General features: G+C 70.0%; 15 protein-coding genes and 1 tRNA gene. 10 read left to right on the top strand and 6 right to left on the bottom strand.

Going from position 1 to position 20,212, the window contains the following annotated elements; genetic code table 11:
- Positions 1 to 36: 36 nt before the first annotated feature.
- Together ACFQ7F_RS37700 and ACFQ7F_RS37695 are read right to left on the bottom strand one after the other, a co-directional pair.
- Entirely contained in the window at positions 37 to 2,622 is a 2,586-nt protein-coding gene (locus ACFQ7F_RS37700) for an ABC transporter permease (RefSeq protein ID WP_383281093.1), read from the bottom strand.
- The gene (locus ACFQ7F_RS37695; protein ID WP_383281090.1) at positions 2,619 to 3,407 is read right to left on the bottom strand and encodes an ABC transporter ATP-binding protein; all 789 of its coding nucleotides are present in this window, start codon (positions 3,405 to 3,407) and stop codon (positions 2,619 to 2,621) included. Before ACFQ7F_RS37695 ends, ACFQ7F_RS37700 begins: the two co-directional genes overlap by 4 nt.
- A gap of 426 nt (positions 3,408 to 3,833) precedes the next feature.
- Here ACFQ7F_RS37695 and ACFQ7F_RS37690 point away from each other — a divergent pair, with 426 nt between their 5' ends.
- The 3 genes from ACFQ7F_RS37690 (at position 3,834) to ACFQ7F_RS37680 (ending at position 7,734) form a co-directional block, all read left to right on the top strand.
- Positions 3,834 to 5,438, top strand: a complete 1,605-nt coding sequence (locus tag ACFQ7F_RS37690) for an MFS transporter (RefSeq protein WP_383281088.1) — start codon at positions 3,834 to 3,836, stop codon at positions 5,436 to 5,438.
- Positions 5,439 to 5,560: 122 nt separating this feature from the next.
- Positions 5,561 to 6,079 (top strand): DUF485 domain-containing protein, encoded by a 519-nt coding sequence (locus tag ACFQ7F_RS37685; RefSeq protein WP_383281085.1) that lies wholly within the window; start codon positions 5,561 to 5,563, stop codon positions 6,077 to 6,079.
- An 80-nt stretch (positions 6,080 to 6,159) separates the two neighbouring features.
- Positions 6,160 to 7,734: a cation acetate symporter gene (locus ACFQ7F_RS37680; protein WP_383281096.1), complete on the top strand. Its 1,575-nt coding sequence runs from the start codon at positions 6,160 to 6,162 to the stop codon at positions 7,732 to 7,734.
- A 4-nt stretch (positions 7,735 to 7,738) separates the two neighbouring features.
- Here ACFQ7F_RS37680 and ACFQ7F_RS37675 read toward each other — a convergent pair whose 3' ends face one another.
- The 3 genes from ACFQ7F_RS37675 to ACFQ7F_RS37665 form a co-directional block, all read right to left on the bottom strand.
- Entirely contained in the window at positions 7,739 to 8,635 is an 897-nt protein-coding gene (locus ACFQ7F_RS37675; RefSeq protein WP_383281082.1) for a cellulose-binding protein, read from the bottom strand.
- A gap of 257 nt (positions 8,636 to 8,892) precedes the next feature.
- The gene (locus ACFQ7F_RS37670; RefSeq protein ID WP_383281079.1) at positions 8,893 to 11,706 is read right to left on the bottom strand and encodes an SUKH-4 family immunity protein; all 2,814 of its coding nucleotides are present in this window, start codon (positions 11,704 to 11,706) and stop codon (positions 8,893 to 8,895) included.
- A 7-nt stretch (positions 11,707 to 11,713) separates the two neighbouring features.
- The gene (locus ACFQ7F_RS37665; protein WP_383281076.1) at positions 11,714 to 12,700 is read right to left on the bottom strand and encodes an HNH endonuclease; all 987 of its coding nucleotides are present in this window, start codon (positions 12,698 to 12,700) and stop codon (positions 11,714 to 11,716) included.
- 322 nt (positions 12,701 to 13,022) lie between these two features.
- Between ACFQ7F_RS37665 and ACFQ7F_RS37660 the strand changes: the two genes are divergently transcribed.
- Together ACFQ7F_RS37660 and ACFQ7F_RS37655 are read left to right on the top strand one after the other, a co-directional pair.
- Positions 13,023 to 13,580 carry a YwqJ-related putative deaminase gene (locus ACFQ7F_RS37660; RefSeq protein ID WP_383281073.1) on the top strand — a complete coding sequence of 186 codons (558 nt, stop codon included), beginning with the start codon at positions 13,023 to 13,025 and terminating at the stop codon, positions 13,578 to 13,580.
- Between the two features lie 88 nt (positions 13,581 to 13,668).
- Positions 13,669 to 14,208: an SUKH-3 domain-containing protein gene (locus tag ACFQ7F_RS37655; RefSeq protein ID WP_383281070.1), complete on the top strand. Its 540-nt coding sequence runs from the start codon at positions 13,669 to 13,671 to the stop codon at positions 14,206 to 14,208.
- A 16-nt stretch (positions 14,209 to 14,224) separates the two neighbouring features.
- Here the strand turns inward: ACFQ7F_RS37655 and ACFQ7F_RS37650 are convergent, their stop codons facing one another.
- Positions 14,225 to 15,562, bottom strand: a complete 1,338-nt coding sequence (locus tag ACFQ7F_RS37650) for a sensor histidine kinase (protein WP_383281067.1) — start codon at positions 15,560 to 15,562, stop codon at positions 14,225 to 14,227.
- 167 nt (positions 15,563 to 15,729) lie between these two features.
- On the opposite strand from ACFQ7F_RS37650, the gene ACFQ7F_RS37645 reads away from it, so the two are divergent.
- From ACFQ7F_RS37645 to ACFQ7F_RS37625, 5 genes are all read left to right on the top strand, one after another.
- Positions 15,730 to 16,602 carry a hypothetical protein gene (locus ACFQ7F_RS37645; protein WP_383281064.1) on the top strand — a complete coding sequence of 291 codons (873 nt, stop codon included), beginning with the start codon at positions 15,730 to 15,732 and terminating at the stop codon, positions 16,600 to 16,602.
- Positions 16,603 to 16,613: 11 nt separating this feature from the next.
- Positions 16,614 to 16,684: transfer RNA gene (locus tag ACFQ7F_RS37640), tRNA-Gln, on the top strand.
- Between the two features lie 116 nt (positions 16,685 to 16,800).
- Positions 16,801 to 18,258 (top strand): bifunctional UDP-N-acetylglucosamine diphosphorylase/glucosamine-1-phosphate N-acetyltransferase GlmU, encoded by a 1,458-nt coding sequence (gene glmU, locus ACFQ7F_RS37635; protein ID WP_383281061.1) that lies wholly within the window; start codon positions 16,801 to 16,803, stop codon positions 18,256 to 18,258.
- 135 nt (positions 18,259 to 18,393) lie between these two features.
- Positions 18,394 to 19,371: a ribose-phosphate diphosphokinase gene (locus tag ACFQ7F_RS37630; protein ID WP_383281058.1), complete on the top strand. Its 978-nt coding sequence runs from the start codon at positions 18,394 to 18,396 to the stop codon at positions 19,369 to 19,371.
- 203 nt (positions 19,372 to 19,574) lie between these two features.
- Complete coding sequence (locus ACFQ7F_RS37625) at positions 19,575 to 20,165, top strand: 50S ribosomal protein L25/general stress protein Ctc (protein WP_383281055.1); 591 nt, start codon at positions 19,575 to 19,577, stop codon at positions 20,163 to 20,165.
- Positions 20,166 to 20,212: the final 47 nt, after the last annotated feature.

Below are 20,212 nucleotides of genomic sequence, written 5' to 3'. Positions count from 1 at the left end.
GCCGGGGCCGTGCCTCCCGCACCCCCGTAGCGGAAGCTATTCGGTCGCGATGGCGTTGAGGACGTTCATCCGGCCCGCCCTGAACGCGGGGACAAGCGCCGCGAACAGGCCCACGAAGGCCGAGCCGATGAAGACGGTGATGATCGTCGGCCAGGGGATCTCCAGGACCTTCAGGCCCTCCAGGGCCAGGAGCTTCTGGGCCGTCGCTCCCCAGCCCATGCCAAGGCCCAGGCCGAGCAGCGCGCCGAAGAGGGCGATGACCACCGACTCCATGCGGATCATGCGGCGCAGCTGGCGGCGCGAGAGGCCGATCGCCCGCATCAGGCCGATCTCGCGGGTGCGCTCGACCACCGAGAGGGCGAGGGTGTTCACGACGCCCAGGATGGCGACGATGATCGCGAGGCCGAGCAGGCCGTAGACCATGTTGAGCATCTGGCCGACCTGGTCCTTCAGGGTCTGCTTGAAGTCGGTCTGGTCCATGACCTTGTACTGCGGGTAGTCGGCCATGGCGGCCTTCAGCGACTTGTAGGCCGCGTCCTGCTGATCCTTCTCCGCCTTGGCGAACATGATCTCGTTCGGCGGCATGCGGTCGGCGGGCACGTACTTCTCGGCGGTCGTGATGTTCACGTACATCGCGCCCGAGTCGAGCGAGGTCTCGCTCGACGTGATGGCCCGGACCGTGATCTCGCCCGTCCTGCCGTGGTCGAAGGCGAGCTTCACCTTGTCGCCGACGGTGACGCCGTGGTCCTTGGCGAAGTCCTCGCCGACCGACATGGAGTCCGGCTTGTAGGCGTCGGTGAGCTTGCCGGAGACCGCCTCGCTGCGCAGGTCCTGTGCGTACGTCGCGTCGGCGGCGCTCAGTTCCACTCCCTTCGCGGTCTTGCCGTTCGAAGCCGTCAGGTCCGCCTTGATCTCCTTGAGCTGCGTGATGTGGGCGATGTGGTCGGCCTTCTCCATGGCCTTCGCGGCCTTCGGGGTGATCGCCTGGTCGTTGTCGGGCTCGATGATGAAGTCCGCGCCGACCGACTTGTCGAGCTCGTCCGTGGCCGATGCGACCATCGAGGAGCCGACCACGGAGAGGCAGGCGACCAGGGCGAGGCCGATCATCAGGGCCGCGCCGGTGGCGCCGGTGCGGCGCGGGTTGCGCAGGGCGTTGCGCTCGGCCATCCGCCCGACGGGGCCGAACATCCGAAGGAGTACGACGCTGATGACGCGGACCACGCCGTTGGCGAGGACCGGGCCGATGACGACGAAGCCGATGAGCGTGAGGACCACGCCGCCGCCGAGGAAGAGCGAGCCCTCGCTCGCCTTGTCCACCTGGGACGCGGAGTAGAGGCCGAAGCCGCCGGCGCCGGTGAGGACGAGGCCGATGATGGCGCGCAGCACGCTCGCCTTGCCGTCGGCCGGTGTCCCGGCGTCGCGCAGGGCGGCCATCGGGGAGACCTTGGCGGCGCGCCGTGCGGGGAGGTAGGCGGCAAGGACGGTGACGACGATGCCGAGGACCATGCCCACCACGGGAGTCGTCCACTTGACCGTGAGGTCCTGGGTGGACAGCTCCATGCCCATGCCGGACATGAGCTGCATCAGGCCGACGGCGAGTCCGACGCCCGCGCCGACACCGAGGACCGAGCCGATGACTCCGAGCAGCAGCGCCTCGACGAGCACGGAGCGGTTGACCTGCTTGCGGCTCGATCCGATGGCGCGCATCAGGCCGATCTCGCGGGTGCGCTGGGCGACCAGCATCGAGAAGGTGTTGATGATGAGGAAGATGCCGACGAGGAAGGCGATTCCGGCGAAGCCGAGCATCGCGTACTTCATGACGTCCAGGAAGCTGCCGACGCTCTCGCGGTTGTCGGCCGAGGTCTCCTTCTGCGTCTTGGCCTGGTACGCGGAGGCGTCCGCGCCCATGGCCCCGCTGACGTTCCGCTTGAGCACCGCGTCGCTGACGCCCGGCTCGGCGACCACGTTGACGTGCGTGAACCTGCCGGTGGCGCCGAGGAGTTCGCGCTGTGCGGTGGCGGTGTCGAAGTAGACGATCGCGGCACCGGGGTTGGTGACCTTGAAGGTGGCGATGCCGGAGATCTTGGCGGTGTGGTCGCCGATGACGGAGATGGTGCGCAGCTCGTCACCGATCTTGAGGTGGTGCTTGTCCGCGGTGTCGGCGTCGATCATCACGTCGGTGGGGCCGCGCGGGGCGTGCCCGGAGGTGATGCCCATCGAACGCAGGTCGTTGTGCGTCCAGTTGCCGGCCATGGTCGGGCCGCCGCTGGTCGGGCCCACGTTCTTGTTGTCGGAGTTGACGACGGTGACGCTCTCGCTGCTGACCGCGCCCTCGGCGGACTTGGCGCCGTCCGCCTTCTTCGCCCGGTCGACGACCGATGCGGGTATCGACTCGGGCTTGCCCGTGTCGGGCCTGTCGCCCGGGTCCGTGGCGGACTTGGAGCTGACGGTGACGTCGGCGGACGTCGCGGCGAAGAGCTTGTCGAACGTCGTGTTCATCGTGTCGGAGAAGACGAGCGTGCCGCAGACGAACGCCACCGAAAGGATCACGGCCACGGCGGAGAGCGCCATGCGGCCCTTGTGCGCGAAGAAGTTGCGCATCGAGGTCTTGAGGACGCTCATGACGTACGCCCCCGCGCGTCGAAGTCCTTCATGCGGTCGAGGACGGACTCGGCGGTCGGCGAGTACATCTCGTCGACGATGCGGCCGTCCGCGAGGTAGAGGACGCGGTCCGCGTACGAGGCCGCCACCGGGTCGTGCGTGACCATCACGATGGTCTGGCCGAGCTCGGTCACCGACTTGCGCAGGAAGCCCAACACCTCGGCTCCGGCGCGGGAGTCGAGGTTTCCGGTCGGCTCGTCGCCGAAGATGATCTCGGGCTGCGCGGCAAGGGCGCGGGCCACGGCGACGCGCTGCTGCTGGCCGCCGGAGAGCTCGGTCGGGCGGTGCTTGAGGCGGCCCGCGAGACCGACGGTCTCCACGACCTGGTCGAGCCAGGCGCGGTCGGGCTTGCGGCCCGCGATGTCCATCGGGAGCGTGATGTTCTCGATGGCGTTGAGCGTCGGCAGGAGGTTGAACGCCTGGAAGATGAAGCCGATCCGGTCCCGGCGCAGCTGCGTGAGCTTCTTGTCCTTCAGGCCGGTGATCTCGGTCTCGTCGAGGTAGATCTGCCCGGAGGAGACGGTGTCGAGGCCCGCGAGGCAGTGCATCAGGGTCGACTTGCCGGAGCCGGACGGGCCCATGATCGCGGTGAACTGCCCCCGGGCGATGTCCACATCGATCTCGTCGAGCGCCACGACCCGGGTCTCCCCCGACCCGTACGCCTTCACGACCTGGCGAGCCCGTGCCGCCACGGCCGTACGCCCTCCAGTGCCCCCGTGCCTGGGAATGGTTACAGCCGTTGTCACGGTAAGTCTCCTAAGTCGGTTACGCGGTAGGTCAGGTGTGTTCGCCGCGCATAAAGATTCTGGTCGTCCGACGAGTCCTGCGCGCTGGTGCTCAGCGCAGTCTCTTGCTGGGGAAAACCCCACCCCCGTAGGTGTGGCTTGTCCGACCCGAGGGCCTCCCCCGATCCGGCCCGAGGCCTCCCCCGGTCCGACCCCGTCGGCATAAAGCCAATCTAAGAAGCGGCCTGGGCCTTCTCGTCCTCCATCAGTACGAACGCTCCCCGGTCCGTAGTACGGAGGTTCCCCTAGGGGAACTCCACCCGCCGGTGGAGCCGTTCTCGGGGTTGCTCCACCCTCTTACGGAGCGGACACCGGCCCACCTGCCGAGATGCTCTCCACCCCTGCCCCGGGAGTACACCGGGTGAGAAGGTGGCCCCGAGTAAATAGATGCATAGGGAAGGGATCTCGGTGGACGCGGACGGCACACCTTCGGGTTCGGACGACCGGCGGCGCCGCGGCCCCGTCGTCGCCGCCCTCATGCTCGCCATGGCGCTCGCCGCCCTGGACTCCACGATCGTCTCGACCGCCATCCCGCAGATCGTCGGCGACCTCGGCGGCTTCTCCGTCTTCTCCTGGCTCTTCTCCGGATATCTGCTCGCCGTCACCGTCACCCTGCCCATCTACGGCAAGCTCTCCGACACCTTCGGCCGCAAGCCCGTACTCATCGCGGGCAGCATCCTCTTCCTGATCGGCTCGGCCCTGTGCGCGGTGGCCTGGAACATGGGGGCGCTCATCGCCTTCCGCGTCGTCCAGGGCCTGGGCGGCGGCGCGCTCCAGGGGACGGTGCAGACACTCGCCGCCGACCTCTATCCCCTGAAGGAACGCCCAAAGATCCAGGCCAAGTTGTCCACCGTGTGGGCCGCCTCGTCGATCGCGGGCCCGGCGCTCGGCGGCCTGATCGCCGCGTACGCCGACTGGCGCTGGATCTTCCTGATCAACCTGCCCATCGGCGCTGTGGCTCTCTGGCTGATCGTGCGCCACCTGCACGAGCCGGAGCGCGCGACGGCCACCCGGGGGCGCACCGACTGGGCGGGCGCGCTCGCCGTCTTCGCCTGCGGCGGTGTCCTGCTCACCGCGCTCGTACAGGGCGGCGTCGCGTGGGGCTGGCTGTCGGCGCAGTCGCTCGCACTGTTCGCGGGCGGACTGCTGCTCGCCGGGGCCGTCGTGGTCATCGAGCGGCGCGCGGCGGAGCCGATCATCCCCGGCTGGGTCTGGCGGCGGCGCACCATCGCGGCGGTCAACCTCGCCCTCGGCGCGCTCGGCCTCCTGATGGTCGCGCCGACGGTCTTCCTGCCGACGTACGCCCAGTCCGTGCTCGGCCTCGCGCCGGTCGCCGCCGGGTTCGTGCTCTCCGTCATGACGCTGAGCTGGCCGGTCTCCGCCGCCCTGAGCCAGCACGTCTACCGCAGACTCGGCTTCCGCGACACGGCGCTCATCGGCATCGGCGGGGCCGCCCTCTTCCTCTTCGCGTTCCCCTTCCTGCCCTACCCGGGACAGGCCTGGCAGCCGGCCCTGATCATGCTGCTTCTCGGCGCGGCACTCGGCCTCTTCCAACTGCCGCTCATCGTCGGGGTGCAGTCCACCGTCGGCTGGTCCGAGCGCGGCACGGCCACCGCGTCGATCCTCTTCTGCCGCCAGATAGGCCAGACCCTGGGCGCCGCCCTCTTCGGAGCGGTCGCCAACGGGGTCCTCACCTCGCGGCTCGGCGGCGCGGGCTCCCTGGACTCGGTGGCCCATGCCCTGGAGAACCCGGCCTCGGTCGCGGACCCCGAACGGCTGCGCCGCGCGGTCGACTCGGCGGTGGACACGGTGTACGTGGGGGCGGGGTGCGCGGCGGTGCTCGCACTCCTCGTACTGGCGTTCCTCGCGCCTCGGCGGTTTCCGGTAATCGGGGCGCAGAGCCCGGAAAACGGGGAGGTGGGAGCCCTGAAGGGCACGGAGAACACGGAAATGGCGCCGCGTGAGGGCGGCTTGAACAGACCGGCCGAATAGACCGACCAACCAGTATGCGCAAAACCCTTCGCGGCTCTACTACTTACGAGTAACGTGCTCGCTCCTCACCTCTCGCTCCCTGCGGTCCCGCACCGGACCGACGCCGCGCAAGGAGAACCGGGATGCCCTACCCTCACCAGCCCCAACACCCTCGCAACCCCCAGCAACCGCACCACCCCCACCAACCGCATCTCCCGCACGACCCTCAGCAACCCAGACACCCCCATCACGCCTACCAACCCCACCTCCCCCCACACGACTCCTCCCCCTCCTACCCCACCTACCCCTGGCAGCCCGCCGCACCGACAACGCCCCCACCGCGCCCAAGACTCCCCCGCCACCCCGCACTCGGCCGGCACAGCGACCTGCGCCACCTGCGCAGCGCCTACCGCTGGCAGCGTCGCGTCGCCACCCTCACCGCGCTCGGCTACTTCACGCTCTTCCTGGTCCTCTCCGCCTTCGCCCCGTCCCTGATGACGGACACGGTCACCGGCGGACTCTCCACCGGACTGCTGCTCGGCCTGTGCCAGGTCCCCGTCACCCTGATCGCGATAGCGCTGTACGAATTCACGGCCCGCCTCAGGGTCGACCCGATGGCCGAACGGCTGCGCAAACTGGCGGAGCTGGAGGCCAACCGGTGAACTCCGACATCACGCCGGTGAGCTCCGCGATCACGCCGGTGAGCTCCTCCATCACGCTCGCCACCGACTCGGCACAGGCCATGTCCCTGGTGGCGTTCACCGCCGTCGTCACCCTCACGCTGCTCCTGTGCGTGATGACGGGCCCCGACCGCGACAACCTCGGCGAGTTCTACGCGGGTTACGGCTCCCTCTCGCCGATGCGCAACGGCCTAGCCATCGCGGGCGACTACATCTCGGCGGCGACCGTCCTCGGCACCGGCGGAATCATCGCGCTCGTCGGGTACGACGGGGTCGTCCTGGCCCTGAGCACGGCCCTGTCCCTGATGCTGCTGATGTTCCTGCTGGCCGAACCCCTGCGCAACGCGGGCCAGTTCACCATGGGGGACGTACTGGCCCGCCGGATGCCGGGCCGCGCCGTACGGATCACCGCATGCGCGGCGACACTCGCCGCACTCATCCCCCTCATGCTGGTGCAGCTGGCGGGCGCGGGCGATCTGCTCTCCTTCATCCTTGGCTTCTCCGGCGAGGGCGTGAAGACGGGCTGCGTCGTCGCACTCGGCGCACTCATGATCAGCTACGCGGCGATCGGCGGCATGAAGGGCACCGCTCTCATCCAGATCCTGAAGATCGTGATGCTGCTCGGCTCCGGAGTGGTCATCGCCGCCCTGATCCTGCGCCGCTTCGACTGGGACCTGGGCGCACTCCTGGCCGCCGCCCAGAAGGGCAGCGGGGTCGGCCCCGCCTTCCTCCAGTCCGGACTGCAGTTCCAGGGCGGTCCCAACCCCCGCCTGGACATGATCAGTTCGGAGCTGACGGTGGTACTCGGCGGCGCCTGCCTGCCGCACGTCACGATGCGGATGTACACGGCGCGCAGCGCGCGCGAGGTGCGCCGCTCGATGTCCTGGGCGGTGTCGTCGGTGGCGCTCTTCGTCCTCGTCATCGCGATCGTCGGCTTCGGCGCGACGGCGATGATCGGGCGGGCGGCGATCGCACAGGCCGACCCGCAGGGCAACACGGCCTACCTGCTCGGCTCAAGGGCGGTGTTCGGCGCGAACGCGTCGACAGCGGAGACCCTCGTCTTCACCACGGTCACCACAGCGATCTTCCTGACCCTGCTCGCCTCGGTCGCCGGAATGATCCTCGCCTGCGCCAACTCCCTCGCGCACGACGTCTTCGCGCATCAGCGCAAGCAGATCACCCCGCGCCGCGAGATGGCACTGGCCCGCGTATCGGCGCTCGCCATAGGAGGCTTCGCGATCGCCCTCGCGGTCATCGTCCAGCACCGCAACCTGCAGCCGCTGGTCACGCTCTCCTTCTGCCTGGGCGCGTCGGCACTCGCCCCGGCACTCGTCTACAGCCTCTTCTGGCGCCGCTACACCCGCAGGGGCCTCCTGTGGACCCTGATCGGCGGCACCCTCGGCTCCATCATCATCATGACGGGCACCAACCTGGTCTCGGGCGCCCCCACTTCAGCGTTCCCGAACCACGACTTCAACTGGTTCCCCTTCACCACCACAGGCCTGGCGTCCATCCCCCTCGGCTTCTTCCTCGGCTGGCTCGGCACGGTGTCATCGGGCCCACGCGAGTCGGACGAGCAGCGCAGGCGGTACGAGGCGGTGGAGGGCTGGATCCTGGCGGGGGTGACGAGGAGGTAGCTCCCTAGGGGGCATCCTCGGCAGCCGCCCGCCCGGTCAGCGCAGCGAGACTGCTCCGCACATGCTCCATGTGTCCCCGCACCTCATCCCACTCCTCCCCGTGCTCCCGCAGCATCCGCTCGGTCTCCCGGGCGATGCCCTCATCCCGCGCATGGGCCGCGGCAAGCAGCTCCGCGCCCCGCGCCTCCGCGTCCTCCTGCCCGTGCCGGGCGGACTCCTCCGCCTCGACAGAGGCCCGCTTCGCCTCGGAGAGGCGGGCCTCAGCGGCGGCCACGCGCGAGGCCTCCCAGGCCTCCACCTCCGCGTCCCGCGCGGCGATCTCCCCCTCGGCGGCCGCCCAGCGCTCGGCGTGCTCCTTCTCCTGCTCCTCCAGGAGCGCGGCACTGCGCTCCCGCGTCTCCCGCAGCGCGGCAAGGGCCTCGCCCCGCCACTCCTTCACGTCACGGCGGGCCGCGATCCGCGACTCGTCCGCGGTGGCGCGGCAGGCGAGCAGCCGCTGCCGGGCCCGCTCATCGGCCTCACCGAGGACCTCGTCGGCGTACGCACGGGCGGCCTCACGGACCTCACGCCCCTCCGCCTCGGCCGCCTCCGTCACGCGCCGCACGTCGGCCTCGGCCGTCGCCCGTACGGCGGCGGCCTCCTCCTCGCCCAGGGCGAGGATGTTCCGCGCGCGCTCGCTCAGCGTCTCGTACGTCTGAGGTGCGAGCCGCGACACCACGTCCCGCAGCCGCTCCGCCTCCGCCTCCATCTCCTTGGCGAGGACGGTGAGCCGGGCGGCACGCTCCCACGCGCCGTCGCGGTCCTGGGACAGATCGAGGGCGTACGCGTCCACCTGCTCGGGACGGTAGCCACGTCGTACGGCGACGAAACCGTGCTCCGAGGCCGTTGCACCGCTGCTCATCCTTGAATCCCTCCTTCGACGCATCACGCGTGTACTACGCGATTGGCGCACATCTTGATGGATCAAGCCGAAGTGCCCATATCGCGACACTCCGCGCATCTCATCCGCTCAAGGATGCGCCATTTGCAGCCAGAAGTCGGAATCGGGTCGTCCTATCGTCGCGCCTCGACACCCGACCCGCGTCGAAAAACGGACGAGGCGCCCGCCCCGAGCAGGGTCGAGCGCCTCGCCGTGTGTACGTCACCCCGCCGGGCCGATCAGAGCAGGCCGTCCCACATCTGCTCGAGCAGCACCGACCACCAGCTCTCCGGCGACGCGAGCGCCGCCGGGTCGAGCGCGGCGAGCTGGCCCTGGAAGTCGACGGTCCAACGGCCCGCCTGCTCCTGGTTGAGCCCGAAGCGCAGCCGCCACATGCGGCCGAGCAGCGCCAGGCAGCGCGCGAACTCGGGAAGCCCCGTGTTCACGAACTGCGGCGACACCGGAGCACCGCCGGGACCTGCCTCCACGGGCACGGCGACGATGTTCGCCGTGCCGTACTGGACACAGATCGCGCGGCCGAAGTCACTGCCCATGACGAGGTACGAGCCCGCGTCCGACGCCGCCTGCACCCCGCGCTCCTGCGCGGTCTCGGCGAGGGTCGGCACCGGACGCCCCGGCTGGGCCTGCGCCCAGAAGAACGGCCCGAAGTCGACGGGCAGACCCGCCACGACGAGCGTGTGCGCCACGAGGTCGGGCACGCCCTGCCGCGATACCGCCCGCTGGTCGAAGCGGAAGATGCCGGGCCCGAACGCACCCGCCAGTTCCTGCGCCACACCCTCCGGCGGGATCGGCGGCGCGGGCTGCACCTGCGGCAGCGGCGCGCGCACCGGAGCGGGGCGCGCGGGACCGTCCGCGACCTGGTGCAACTCGGCCTGATGCTCGATGAGCTGCTGCATGCCGCCCTGACGGGACGCGTGGTCCCTGCCGTACGGGGCGATGCTCGTGATCCGCGCCTGCGGCCAGGTCTCACGGATCATGCGGGCGCAGTACGCACCGGGCAGCTCGCAGGACTCCAGCTCCGTGTGGAGTTCGAGCACCTGCTGCGGCGGCACGTTCATGCCGCGCAGCTCGTGCAGGATCTGCCACTCCGGGTGCGGCGTACCGGGCGCCGAGCGGCGGATGAGCTGCTGCTCGGAGCCGTCCTGCGCGCGGTAGCGCAGTACGGCCTGGTAGCCGGGGCCGACGGTCGGCTGTCCTGTGGGCGGCTGCGGGTAGCCGTAGGGCTGGCCGGGAGCGGGCCTGCCCGGCGCGGGAGGCGGCGGCATGCCCGGAGCACCCGGGGCTCCCGGACCCTGCGGCGGCAAGGGAGCGCCGGGGCCGCCGATCGCGGGCCCCGCCAGCATGGTCGCGGCGTGGTGGACACCGCCGCCGGTGCCACCGGGGGTGCCGGGTGCGCCAGGGGGCTGGGGCGCGGGAGCACCGGGAGCACCGGGCGGACCAGGAGGCTGCGGGACGCCGGGAGCACCCGGAGCGCCAGGCGGCTTGATGCCACCGGGGCCACCCAGACTCGGGTCGGCCAGCATCGTCGCGGCATGGTGCACGCCGCCGCCGGGAGGCGTACCCGGAGCACCGGGCGGGCCGGGAGGCTGCGGCGCACCGGGAGAACCAGGAGCGCCGGCACCAGGAACGCCGGGCGGACCGGGAGGCTGCGGGGCACCAGGAGCGCCCGGAGCGCCAGGCGGCTTGATGCCACCGGGGCCACCCAGACTCGGGTCGGCCAGCATCGTCGCGGCATGGTGGACACCGCCGCCGGGAGGCGGGGTGCCGGGAGGCTGCGGCGCGCCCGGAGTCGCGGGCGGCTGAGGTCCGTCGGGGCCGAGCGACGAGACGAACTGCGTCGGGACGTAACCCCCGGCCGGGGTACCCGGAGCACCGGGCCCTGACGGCGGCGGCGTACTCCCCGGACGCACACCAGGAGTCCCCGGAGCGCCGGGAGGCGGCGGCGTAGTCGCACCGCCCCCACGGGCACCACGCGGCGGCGCCTGCGCCTTGCTGGTCGCGGCATCGGCGATGTCGCCCGCGCCGGGGGGCACGGAGTGCTGAGCGGCGGCGGGCCCTGGACCCTGGGGGTAGCCGTACGCGGCCGGGTCCGGAGCGCTCACACCCGGAGGCGGCGGCAGGTTCACCGCGGAACCGGCGGGCGGCGGGGGCAGGTTCGGCCCCGGAGCCGCCGGGGGCTGCGCACCGGGACCCTGCGGATAGCCGTACGCGGCCGGGTCGGGAGCACCGGCGCCCGGAGGCGGCGGCGTGCCGGACCCGTCGTACGCGGGTGCCACCGTCGTCGACGGAAGGCCGCTGCCGCGGTGCATCAGCGCGGTCTTCGCCTCCGGCGGCACACCGGGCGGCGGGACGTCGTCATCGTCACCGCCGACCAGCGGCGGCGCGAACACCGTCGCGGGCGCCGGCACCGAACCGTCCTCGCCGGAGTCCGCGTTGGTGTCCGTACCGGCCCACGGGGTGGCCCCTGCGGGCGCACTCGACGGCGCGGCCGCGGGCCACGGCGTACCGCCACCGGGAGCTTCGGGAGCGGCGGAGGCGGCGGGAGCAACAGGCGCCGCGGGCGCGGCGGGGGCAGCCGGCGCGGCAGGCGACGAAGGTGACGCAGACGACGCGGATGACGCCGCCCCCCGCGTCGAATCCGCCCTGCGATCCGGAATGCCCAGCTTGTCCGCCGCTTCCTGGAGCCACTCGGGAGGGCTCAAAAGGAACGACGTCTGATTCAGGTCAACCCGCTCCGGCGGGGCCGGAGTCGAATCTTCCGGCACCGCGTCCGGGGCGCCGTACTCCTCTTCGTACCGGCGGATCACCTCACCGACCGGCAGACCCGGCCAGAGCGTGGCGTCACCACTGTCCCTCGCGATGACGAGCCGCTGGCTGCCGCCGTCGGACACCGGACCGTTCTCACGGTCCTCCGCCCATAGGACGAAGCCGAGCTCGAACTCCCGCACCCGCACCTCGCGATGCTGGTAGCCGGGCACATCGCCGTTGATCCACTCCTCGGCGCGCTCCTGCGCCTGCGCGAAGGTCACCATCGACAAGTCACTCCCCCACCGGGACGGCGCGCGCGAAGCCACCGTCCACCATCAGGTTCGCCACGGTCTCCAACTCCGGCGGATTACCCGCGAGCCGGGACAAGAACGCGTCGAAGTCGTCACCGCACGGCAGCAGCAGCCGCTGCACCCGCTCGGCGGGCGCCCAAGAGGCCGCTTCCGAGACGTCCCGTGCGTCGTCGTACGCGCAGAACCACACCGAACCGATCAGGTCACCCTTGACCTTCACGGCGAGAATGCCGCCCTGCACGAAACCGACTCCCAGGTAATCCTTGGTGAGATGGTCGCGCAGGCATTTGTTCACGTACACCAGGTCGTTGACCGCGGCCTCGTCCCGCACCGTGAAGAACGGCTGGTCGATCAGGAGACCGAGCTCCGCGTCGAGCGCCGTACCCACCGGCGCGCAACCGCCCGCCGCCTTCAAGAAGGAACGGTAGGCGCCCGGCAGCCGATAGCCCAGCTCCTCCTCGGCGCCGAGGATCTCCTGCTCGGTCACCGCGACCGCCGACTTCGGCAGCGCGAGATGCGCGGGGCGGGTCTCCTGGAGCGGGCGCGTGCCCCTCTTGTTCTGGTCCACCGGCGTCGTGGCGAGCCCGCCGTGATGCCGCAGAAGCGCCTTCACCTCCACCGGGACCAGCTCCAGGCGCCTGCCGCCCGGCACGTGGTGCCAGGTCCAGCCGTGCGGGGTCGCCACCGGCGGAATCGTGTCCCACAGGTCATGATCCGCCGCGGCCATCGCCGCGTTCGCGGAGACGTAGTCCGTCAGGCGCAGCTCGTCGACGCCGAAGCCCTCCGGGGGCTCGGCGATCTCGGCGGCCGCACGCGCGTAGGCCGAGAAGTCCGGATAGCCGTGCTCGTCCACGCGCACGCCTCTGGGATGGCGCGTGGCCCGGACCGGATCCGGAAAGTGCACGAGCTGCCCGGCGTAGGCCGCGTTCGGCGGCGCGGCTTGCTGCCCCAGCCGACCTGTCGTCATGGCGGTTGCCCCCTGCGGCACTGTTAATGGTTCTGCGGATCGCTGTACATGGATGGTGCGTACTCGATGCGTACTCGATGCGTACTTCGTCCTGCGTTCCGCGGTCTGCGGATGTCGACAGCCTATGCGCAAGGACGACACCGGTCACCGGGCCTCCAGTTCCATGACCAGCAGCCACCGGACCGTCACCGTGCGACGAAAACCAGGCGTGTCGCGGTGCCCCAGCTTCCGCACCACCCGCCCCATTTGACAGGCTGTCCCCGCAACGCGGGGGCGTGGCACACGCGGTCACACCGCGAGTTGCGGGGAGGGAAGCACCACCATGCACACGGCACAGACCGGTACGGACGGCCGCACGGCGGCCACGACGGCGCCCTCGGCGATCGCCGAGAACCCCGTCGACACGGGGGATCCCCGCGTCGGCTGGAGCAGCGCGTCCGCACACGCGCCCACGCTGCGCCAGCGCCGCGACGGCATACTTCCCACCGTCGCCGCCGCACTCTCCGTACGCGGCGCGACGCTCACCTGCACCGCGGGACGCGGCGAAGAACCTCCCGCTCTGCACCCGCTCGTACAGGATTTCCTCGACACCCTCACAAGCGGCCAGCGCGAGCGCTTCACCGGGCGGTGCGCCGAAGCCATCCTCATCTCTCGTCATCTCACGGCGGCCGACGGCAGCCGCTCCAAACGCGCGGCACGAAAACCGATGACCAACGGCGAGGCGCGCAAAGCGCTCAAACACGCCAAACTCACCACCCGCCGCATCCGCGAGGACGGCGACCCCCTGCACGGCGGCTTCGCCCGCCCCTGCCGCTCCTGTACGGCCCTCACAGCGCACTTCGGCGTACGGATCGTGGACCCCACGACGCCGGAATCCTGACTCCCGCCGAGCAAGCCGCGAACCCAAGCCACGCACAACGAACCGCGCACAACGAACCGCGAACCGCGAACCGCCACGAGGGCCGCCCATGCACACGGAACACACGGAACAGCGCACCGAGAACCCCGCACACCCCACCACCCCGTCCGCCGCGACACCCCGCTTCCCCGTCCCCATCGACGCCGCCCTGCGCGCCGCGGGCTGGCGCCCCGGACGCTGGGACATAAAGCAGGCCGAGATCTGGGCCGACGTCCTGCGCGGCCACACCTCACCGGCCGGACACCAGCACGCCGTCTTCCCCGCCGCCGTCGAGGCGTGGGCCGAGTTCGGCGGACTGCACATCACCCCGCAGGGCCCCGGCCGCCACATAGCACCCGCCACCGTCCACCTGGACCCCCTGTACGGCCTCCACCTGGCCCGCACCCTCGGCGACCTGGGCCGCGCCCTGGACTCCGAGGTCTGCCCCATAGGAGAAGAGACCGAGACCCAGGCCCTCCTGGCCATCGACGCCGAAGGCCGCGTCTACAGCCTCGACCACAGCGGCGACTGGTACCTCGGCTCCCACATCGACGAGGCCCTCGCCACCCTGGCATCGGGCACACGCCCGGAACGCCTGAAGGCGGGCTGAAAGCGGGCTGAAAGAGCTAGGCCTCAGCGACGACGACAATCACGGGCAGCACCGCCGACACCCGGAAACCACCCGCGTCGGTCGGCCCCGACACGAACACACCGCCCAGCGCGACGACACGTTCCTTCATGCCCACCAGACCGTTGCCCCCGCTGGGCAACCGCGCGTCCCCGGGACCCGCCTCGGGCGGCGGCTCGTTCTCCACCTGCATCGCGATCTCCGCACCGCGGTGCGCGAGCCGGACATACGTCTTGGCGCCCGCGGCGTGCTTGTGCACGTTGGTCAACGCCTCCTGCACCACCCGGTACGCGGTCTGCTCCACGTCAGCCGCGTACTCACGGGACTCACCCTCCACGGACAGCGCCACCGCCATCCCCGCCGCACGCGACTGCCCCACCAGCTCGTCGAGCTCCGCCAGAGACGGCCCGTCCTCGTCCACGGCACGCGAGGCCGCAGCCGCCGCGGCGAACCCCACGGCCGCAAGCGGCAGCACATCGGAGACCGAACCATGCCGGCCACCCGCCGCCGGCCTGGACTCCCCGTTGCGCAGCACACCCAGCATCTCGCGCAGCTCCGTCAGCGCCTGACGCCCCATGTCACCGACCAGAGCGGCGTTCTTGACGGCCTTCTCCGGATCCTTCCTCGCCACGGCCTGCAAGGCAGCCGCATGCACGACCATCAGACTCACCCGATGCGCGACAACGTCATGCATCTCCCGCGCGATCCGGGTCCGCTCCTCATTACGCGCCCACTCGGCACGCTCCTCGGCCCGCTCGGCAAGCAGCTGCAACTCGCGCTCCAAGCTGTCGGCACGCTCCCGAAGACTCTCCATCAGCCGCCGCCGGGCCCCCACATACAGCCCGAGCAGAATCGGCGGCGCCGTAAGACCGATGGAGGTGGTGATCGCGATGAACGGTATGAACCCCTCCGCGAACCCCAGATCCCCGTTCGCCATGTCCTGCCGCGTCCGCACCAGCGTGACGATGAGCGTCCCGAGCAGCGACATACCGGCAAGGGACCCGATGATCCGCCGGGGCAGCTCGGACGCGGCCAGCGTGTACAGCCCGAGGACGGTCAGGAAAATCCCCATCTGAGCAGGCGTGATCGCGATGGAGATGAGCACCACGGCAATCGGCCACCGACGCCGCAGCACGAGCGAGAACCCGGCGAGCACCCCGAACCCCACACCCAGCGCCGCGGGGATCCCCGTATCCCCCGCGAACTCGATCCCCTCGGCCCCGCACTCCACCGCCGAGGCCAGCGCGAGCCCCACATCAAGGACGGCACTACGCCGCCGCTCCCACCACCACGGGCCGGTCACGGCCGTGGTGTGCTTCTCCCCCGTCGTGGTCATGCCTTCCAGCCTACGGGCGACAAGCCCTCCTTTTCCGGCGAGTTTCCGGCTCGGTGATCGAACACACGCACTGCCCGTGACGAAACGAAACGGCCCGAAATCCCTCGAACTGTTTAACCACTCCCCGTTTCCGGCCGGAAGTCCGCATTCCGGACGAGGGTCGCCGCATGACGGAAATCACGAGCAAGTACACCGACTTCGAGGGACTGCGGGAGCGGGCGGTCGCCTTGCGGCGAGAGGGACTGAGCCGCCGCCAGATCCGCGACCGGATGCACATCGACAACAACGACATCCTGAACCGCCTCCTGGAGGGCGAGCCGCCCCCGGAGTGGACGAAGCGCCCGAACGCGAAGGACGACCTTCGGGAGCGGGCACGGGAACTGCGCGTCCAGGGCCTGACCTACGACCAGATCCAGGTCGAGCTGGGGTGCTCGAAGGGTTCGATCTCGTTGTGGGTACGGGATCTGCCCCGCCCTGAGCGGCGGGACTCGTCGGAGCAGGCGAAGCTGGCGGCGCGGAAGCGGTGGGAGCACGAGCTTGCGGTGCGGGACGTGGCGCGGCAGCACACCAAGGAGACCGCCGCCCAATCGGTCGGGAGCGTGTCCGGGCGCGAGCTGTTCCTCGTGGGAGTCGGCCTCTACTGGTCCGAGGGCAGCAAGGACAAGCCGTACGACCGCCGGGAGAACGTCACGTTCGTGAACAGCGACCCCGGGATGATCCAGGTGTTCCTGGCCTGGCTCGATCTTCTCGAAGTGGAGCGTCGGCGCTTGCGCTTCTCGGTGATGATCCACGAGTCAGCTGACGTGACAGCCGCCGAAAACTACTGGGCCGATCTGGTCGGCGCCGATCGCACCGACTTCAACAAGACCACGCTCAAAAAGCACAACCCGAGGACTGTCCGCAAGAACGTGGGCGCCACCTATCGCGGCTGCCTGGTGGTCAAAGTCCTGCAGAGCGCCGACTTGTACCGTCGCATCGAAGGCGCTTGGTACGGCATAGTGTTGTCCGCGCGTCAGCCCGATCAACCGAATCGGACATAGCGCGCAGACCATCCCGGGTCGTCTAATGGCAGGACAAATGGTTTTGGTCCATTGAATGAGGGTTCGATTCCTTCCCCGGGAGCAGCGCAGACGGGTCCTGACCGCCACGGTCAGGACCCGCACTCATTTCCGGCCCACAACGCCCCGGTATCCTGCGGATGTCCACTCCCCGCACATCCGAAGCCGAAGGGCACCCCCGTGAGCGCCAACAGCCCGGCAGCCGTCGTCGTCCTCGCAGCGGGTGAGGGCACCCGCATGAAGTCGGCCACCCCCAAGGTCCTGCATGAGATCTGCGGGCGTTCCCTCATCGGGCATGTACTAGAAGCCGCGTATGCGTTGAGTCCGCAGCGGCTCGTCACCGTCGTCGGGTTCGCGCGCGAGAAGGTCGTCGCGCATCTCGGGACCATTGCCCCTGACGTGCACACGGCGTACCAGAGTGAGCAGAAGGGCACAGGGCACGCCGTCCGTATCGGTCTTGACGAGCTCGGCGGCGCCGTGGACGGGACCGTCATCGTCGTCTGTGGTGACACCCCGCTGCTGACCGGCGCGACCCTGCAGAAGCTGGCCGCGACGCACACCGATGACGGCAACGCCGTGACGGTCCTTACCGCCGAGGTCCCGGACGCGACCGGGTACGGCCGCATCGTGCGGGACGGCGAGAGCGGCGCCGTGACCGGCATCGTCGAGCACAAGGACGCCACCGAGGCCCAGCGCGCGATCCGTGAGATCAACTCCGGCGTTTTCGCGTTCGACGGCCAGCTGCTCGCGAAGGCGCTCGGCAAGGTGCGTACGGACAACAGTCAGGGCGAGGAGTACCTGACCGATGTTCTGGGGATCCTGCGTGAGGCGGGGCACCGGGTGGGGGCGGCCGTCACCCGTGATCACGAGGAGATCGCGGGGATCAACAACCGCGTACAACTGGCCGAGGCCCGCCGCACCTTGAACGACCGCCTGCTGACCGAGGCCATGCTGGCGGGTGTCACGGTCGTGGACCCGGCGTCGACGTGGATCGACGCGACGGTGACGTACGAGCAGGACGCGCTGGTGCACCCGGGGACGCAGCTCCAGGGCGTCACGCATCTCGGTGAGGGTTCCGAGGTCGGGCCGAACTCCCGCCTGAACAACACCAGGGTGGGCGCGGGGGCCCGGGTGGACAACACGGTCGCGAACGACTCCGAGGTCGGGGAGCAGGCGAGCGTGGGTCCGTACGCGTATCTGCGGCCGGGTACCCGGCTCGGCGTGAAGGCCAAGGCGGGCACGTACGTGGAGATGAAGAACGCGACGATCGGTGAGGGCTCGAAGGTTCCGCATCTTTCGTACGTGGGTGACGCGACGATCGGTGATTTCACCAACATCGGTGCTGCGAGCGTCTTTGTGAACTACGACGGCGAGGCGAAGCACCACACGACGGTGGGGTCGCACTGCAAGACCGGTTCGGACAACATGTTTGTGGCTCCTGTCACTGTCGGGGACGGCGCTTATACGGCGGCGGGTTCGGTCATCACGAAGGATGTTCCGGCCGGTTCGCTGGCCGTGGCCCGTGGCCAGCAAAGGAATATCGAGGGTTGGGTGGCGCGGAAGCGTCCGGGGAGTCCGGCGGCGAGGGCCGCGGAGTCGGCGTCCGGGGAGCCCAGGATTTCGGATGGCGGAAGCTGACCGGAAACAGGTGCGTCGGGCACGGCGTACCGTGATAGATGCACACCATTTCGGCCGGCCCAGCGCAGCGGAATGCATTTTTCCGGAGCGTGCGGGGACGGCAGCGGGAAGAACTCGTCTGAGGAGACTAGTGCTGTGACCGGGATCAAGACGACCGGCGAGAAGAAGTTGATGCTCTTCTCCGGCCGCGCCCACCCCGAGTTGGCCGAGGAGGTCGCACACAGGCTGGGTGTCGGCATCGTGCCGACGAAGGCCTTCGATTTCGCCAACGGCGAGATCTATGTGCGGTATCAGGAGTCGGCTCGTGGCGCGGACTGCTTCTTGATCCAGAGCCACACGGCTCCGATCAACAAGTGGATCATGGAGCAGTTGATCATGATCGACGCGCTGAAGCGCGCGTCGGCCCGCTCCATCACCGTGATCGTGCCGTTCTACGGCTACGCGCGCCAGGACAAGAAGCACCGCGGCCGTGAGCCGATCTCGGCCCGTATGGTCGCCGACCTGATGAAGACCGCGGGCGCGCACCGCATCCTCACGGTCGACCTGCACACGGACCAGATCCAGGGCTTCTTCGACGGCCCGGTCGACCACCTCTTCGCGCTGCCGATCCTCGCGGACTACGTGGGCGCGAAGGTCGACCGTTCGAAGCTGACCGTGGTCTCCCCCGACGCGGGCCGCGTCCGCGTCGCCGACCGCTGGTGCGACCGTCTCGGCGCCCCGCTGGCCATCGTGCACAAGCGCCGTGACAAGGACGTCGCCAACCAGGTCACCGTCCACGAGGTCGTGGGTGAGGTGAAGGGCCGCGTCTGCGTCCTGGTCGACGACATGATCGACACGGGTGGCACGATCTGCGCCGCCGCCGACGCGCTGTTCGCGCACGGTGCGGAGGACGTCATCGTGACGGCGACGCACGGTGTGCTGTCCGGCCCCGCCGCGGACCGTCTGAAGAACTCCAAGGTGAGCGAGTTCGTGTTCACGGACACGCTGCCCGACCCGGGTGACCTGGAGCTCGACAAGATCACGGTGCTCTCGATCGCGCCGACCATCGCGAACGCGGTGCGCGAGGTCTTCGAGGACGGTTCGGTGACGAGCCTCTTCGACGAGCAGGCCTAGTCCTCTGCGGGCTTGAGCGGGCTTACTGAAGATCGATTTCTGGGGCGGCCTCCCCGCCGGGTAGACTCACGGAGTTGCTCGGCGAGGGAGGCCGTACTCATTGCAGTACGGCGGTCCGTTATCGACGCGCTCTTCGTAGCAGGCCAGTAAGTCGTGGCCGGGTGACTGACTCTGTTCCGTCACCGCTCGTACGAGGAGTGCACATGCCCGAGGTAAAGATCACCGCCGAGGTCCGCAACGAGTTCGGCAAGGGTGCTTCCCGCCGTCTGCGTCGCGCCGACAAGCTTCCCGCCGTCGTCTACGGCCACGGCGCGGACCCGGTCCACATCGCCCTGCCGCACCACGGCACCCTGATGGCGCTCAAGACCGCGAACGTCCTGATCAACCTGGACATCGACGGCAAGAGCCACCTGGTCATCCCCAAGGCCGTCCAGCGTGACGCCGTGCGTACCGGCATCCTCGAGCACGTCGACCTCCTCCTCGTCCGCAAGGGCGAGAAGGTCAACGTCGACATCTACGTCCACACCGAGGGCGAGCTCGCCCCGGGCGGCAACCTGCTCGAGCACGTCCTTAACGCGCTGCCCGTCGAGGCCGAGGCCACGCACATCCCGGAGTCGGTCACCGTCTCCATCGCCGGTCTCGAGGCCGGTGCGACCATCCTCGCCAAGGACATCCCGCTGCCCGCCGGCACCACCCTGAACGTCGAGGACGACGTCGTCGTTCTCCAGGTTCTGGCCGCGCAGGCCGAGGAGGCCGCTGAGGACACCGAGGGTGAGGGCGGCGCCGAGGCCTGAGCCTCGACCGCGAACACCTGAGCTCGACTCAGTTCGACTCTGCCAAC

This window comes from Streptomyces sp. NPDC056486, from assembly GCF_042795295.1.
In the GTDB taxonomy this organism is placed as follows: Bacteria; Actinomycetota; Actinomycetes; order Streptomycetales; family Streptomycetaceae; genus Streptomyces.
This window is presented reverse-complemented; position numbering and strand designations above follow the sequence as displayed.

Coding starts and splice junctions, on each gene's coding strand:
- ACFQ7F_RS37700 (WP_383281093.1), bottom strand. CDS start 2,622: ATGAGCGTCCTCAAGACCTCGATGCGCAACTTCTTCGCGCACAAGGGC.
- ACFQ7F_RS37690 (WP_383281088.1), top strand. CDS start 3,834: ATGCATAGGGAAGGGATCTCGGTGGACGCGGACGGCACACCTTCGGGT.
- ACFQ7F_RS37685 (WP_383281085.1), top strand. CDS start 5,561: ATGCCCTACCCTCACCAGCCCCAACACCCTCGCAACCCCCAGCAACCG.
- ACFQ7F_RS37680 (WP_383281096.1), top strand. CDS start 6,160: ATGTCCCTGGTGGCGTTCACCGCCGTCGTCACCCTCACGCTGCTCCTG.
- ACFQ7F_RS37675 (WP_383281082.1), bottom strand. CDS start 8,635: ATGAGCAGCGGTGCAACGGCCTCGGAGCACGGTTTCGTCGCCGTACGA.
- ACFQ7F_RS37670 (WP_383281079.1), bottom strand. CDS start 11,706: ATGGTGACCTTCGCGCAGGCGCAGGAGCGCGCCGAGGAGTGGATCAAC.
- ACFQ7F_RS37665 (WP_383281076.1), bottom strand. CDS start 12,700: ATGACGACAGGTCGGCTGGGGCAGCAAGCCGCGCCGCCGAACGCGGCC.
- ACFQ7F_RS37660 (WP_383281073.1), top strand. CDS start 13,023: ATGCACACGGCACAGACCGGTACGGACGGCCGCACGGCGGCCACGACG.
- ACFQ7F_RS37655 (WP_383281070.1), top strand. CDS start 13,669: ATGCACACGGAACACACGGAACAGCGCACCGAGAACCCCGCACACCCC.
- ACFQ7F_RS37650 (WP_383281067.1), bottom strand. CDS start 15,562: ATGACCACGACGGGGGAGAAGCACACCACGGCCGTGACCGGCCCGTGG.
- ACFQ7F_RS37645 (WP_383281064.1), top strand. CDS start 15,730: ATGACGGAAATCACGAGCAAGTACACCGACTTCGAGGGACTGCGGGAG.
- ACFQ7F_RS37625 (WP_383281055.1), top strand. CDS start 19,575: ATGCCCGAGGTAAAGATCACCGCCGAGGTCCGCAACGAGTTCGGCAAG.